This is a genomic window from Photorhabdus heterorhabditis, assembly GCF_001280945.1.
Taxonomy (GTDB): domain Bacteria; phylum Pseudomonadota; class Gammaproteobacteria; order Enterobacterales; family Enterobacteriaceae; genus Photorhabdus; species Photorhabdus heterorhabditis.
In genome coordinates this window covers 1-2,438 of sequence record NZ_LJCS01000139.1, presented here as the reverse complement: position 1 = coordinate 2,438, position 2,438 = coordinate 1, and the positions used below count along the sequence as shown (strand labels likewise).

Here is a 2,438-nt window from a genome sequence, read left to right as displayed (position 1 = left end):
GTGACGACGTCCTGTGCTACCTACAATAGTCCCAATTATCCGATTAAAGAACCGTTAGAAATGAAGGAGCCGACAGTATGTCCGAAATAATGCCGACAGACATCTCAAAGCCAGATTATGCCTTATTGAAGGAGAGAAAGATGAAGAAACACCGGACTAAATGGGCGGTTTTATGCCTGTTACTGGCGGCGTGTAGCCAGTTTCCGGCGCAGGCAGGAACCATTGAGGCGATTAACCATACCAAGTGGGCGATTAACCGGTTCAGTGTGGATGATAATCCCGGTATCGATAGTATCGGGCCATATCAGGGGGGGGGCGGTGGCTGTTGCTATCGGGCTCCGGAGAAATGGAAACCGGGGATGACGGTTAAGGTGGATTGGGAAACCGGGGTGGGAACTACGGAAGGGTTTCCTGGCTTCGATAAATGGGACGAATATTTGGTATGGAAGGAAAAAATCAATGCCCAAAAACGCCAGCATAGTCAGGTAGTGCCAGTGCCCGATTATACCGGTCAGCGCACCTGTGGGATTACGGTGCATTTCTTACCCTGTGATCAGGTGAAGGTGACGACGTCCTGTGCTACCTACAATAGTCCCAATTATCCGATTAAAGAACCGTTAGAAATGAAGGAGCCGAAAGTATGTCCGAAATAAATCATCATGATACAGTCTGGTTGCCCGCTCCCTTTCCCACGAAGGGGCGGTTGCCTACTCAGAGCTATCTGGTCGGGCAAAATTGTCACCGTCAGACCAGTGATGAAAGGGCTTACCATCAGGAATTGTGTCTGGCGGCAGAGCGCCGGGTGATACCGCCTTGCTGTAAAACGTTGCATGTCAGTCTGTTTTTTGATGGCACCGGCAATAATTTATATAACGACCTTTATCAGGCTGTTCCTCACCATCCGACTAATATCGTTCGGCTGTTTCAGGCGACGATTGGGGCTGGTTATGCGGGTGGGGCGGCAGGTAAGCCGTTACTGGATGATGTCGAAAGCACCGGTGGAAAGTACTTCAAGTATTATATCCCCGGTGTGGGTACCCCCTTCCCGGAAATTAATGAGCTGGATTACAGCACGTGGGGGCTGGCTTTTGCTGACCGGGGGGAGGACCGGATTAACTGGGCGTTACTGCGGTTGATTGATGTATTAAAGCGGGTATTAGTAAATGACAAAATTGATGATGCGGCTTGTCAAAAATCCTTGGAAGCGATGTCCACCACCTGGTACACATTGGACCTGGGAGGGGCGCATAACCGTTATAGCGAGTTTTATAAGCAGCTTTCCCGTTTAAAACGTGAGCTAAAAGTAGCCCGCAGCCAGCCCGGTCGGGGCAAGTCCAAATTGCTGGGGATGAAGTTGTATGTGTATGGTTTTTCCCGTGGGGCAGCAGAGGCCCGGGCCTTTGTCAACTGGCTGGCTGAATTGTTGCCGCCTCCGAAAGGGGATGACCTGAAGCCATCACAGTGTCTGCAGGCGAAAAACGAAACCGACCCGGATTGTAACCTGCCCATCAGTGTGGAGTTTCTCGGGCTGTTTGACACGGTGGCGTCGGTTGGAGTGAGCCATATGGTTCCTGTCGTTGAGGGTCATATGGCCTGGGCAGACGGCACGCAGGAGCTGCCATCGGAGGAGACTTACGGCGGGTTGGTGAAACGCTGTGTACATCTGGTCTCGACCCATGAACAGCGGCTGAGTTTCCCGATGGATTCGATTCGCCGTTCCGATGGGACCTACCCGACCGGTAGCACCGAGGTGATTTATCCCGGCGTGCATTCTGATCTGGGTGGGGGTTATCCGCCGGGAGATCAGGGTAAGGCGAGAGGGGAAAACGATAGTTTCCTTTTATCCCAGATTGCTTTGCATGAGATGTATGCGGCGGCCTTCGAGATTGGTGCACCACTGAAAGTCGATGCTGCATCTCTTCCACAAAATTTAAGAAAGAATGTCTGGCGGGCTTTACATCCAGATGTCTTGGATGAATTCGAAATTGCACCAGATGTAGTCAACCGCTTCAACGCCTGGCGCAAAGTCACTTTGGGACTTGATATGCCGGAACAACCGCTGTCCGCCGAAGAGGCGGCCCGCTTTGAGCCGGTACGGTCAGCTGTGGCGCTGGAGCAGGCCATGAAAAACCAGATGGACTGGCTGACTGCCTGGCGTATCGAACGCTACGCCAATGGGAGGCTACTCAGTACGCCGTTTTTTCTTGCCGCCCCTAACCGTGACGCGGATAAGGCGCATTATGCGCAGAGTGAGCAGGCGAGGAAAGACAGGCAGGATGCTGTGTCAAAGAAACGGAGAGCCCAGTGGATTGAATACATTATTAGCGGCGGTAAGGAACCGCCGGTGTTAGTACCCGGTGTGCCGGATTTTGACCCGGAAATCGCCCAGAAGCAGTTGCGGGAAGCGGCAGCGGAATTTCGCAGTGACTACCGGAAAG

The 2,438-nt window shown here is 52.6% G+C and carries 2 protein-coding genes; both read left to right on the top strand.

What is annotated here, in order from left to right:
* Nucleotides 1-140 precede the first annotated feature (140 nt).
* Nucleotides 141-653, top strand: a complete 513-nt coding sequence (locus tag AM629_RS20850) for a Tli1a family immunity protein (RefSeq protein ID WP_054481704.1) — start codon at nt 141-143, stop codon at nt 651-653.
* A partial coding sequence (locus tag AM629_RS20845; protein ID WP_054481701.1) for a T6SS phospholipase effector Tle1-like catalytic domain-containing protein occupies nt 641-2,438 on the top strand: 1,798 nt, incomplete at its 3' end. The genes AM629_RS20850 and AM629_RS20845, both read left to right, overlap by 13 nt.

Excerpts from the sequence above, each read along its gene's own strand:
- AM629_RS20850 (WP_054481704.1), top strand. The coding sequence starts at position 141 with ATGAAGAAACACCGGACTAAATGGGCGGTTTTATGCCTGTTACTGGCG.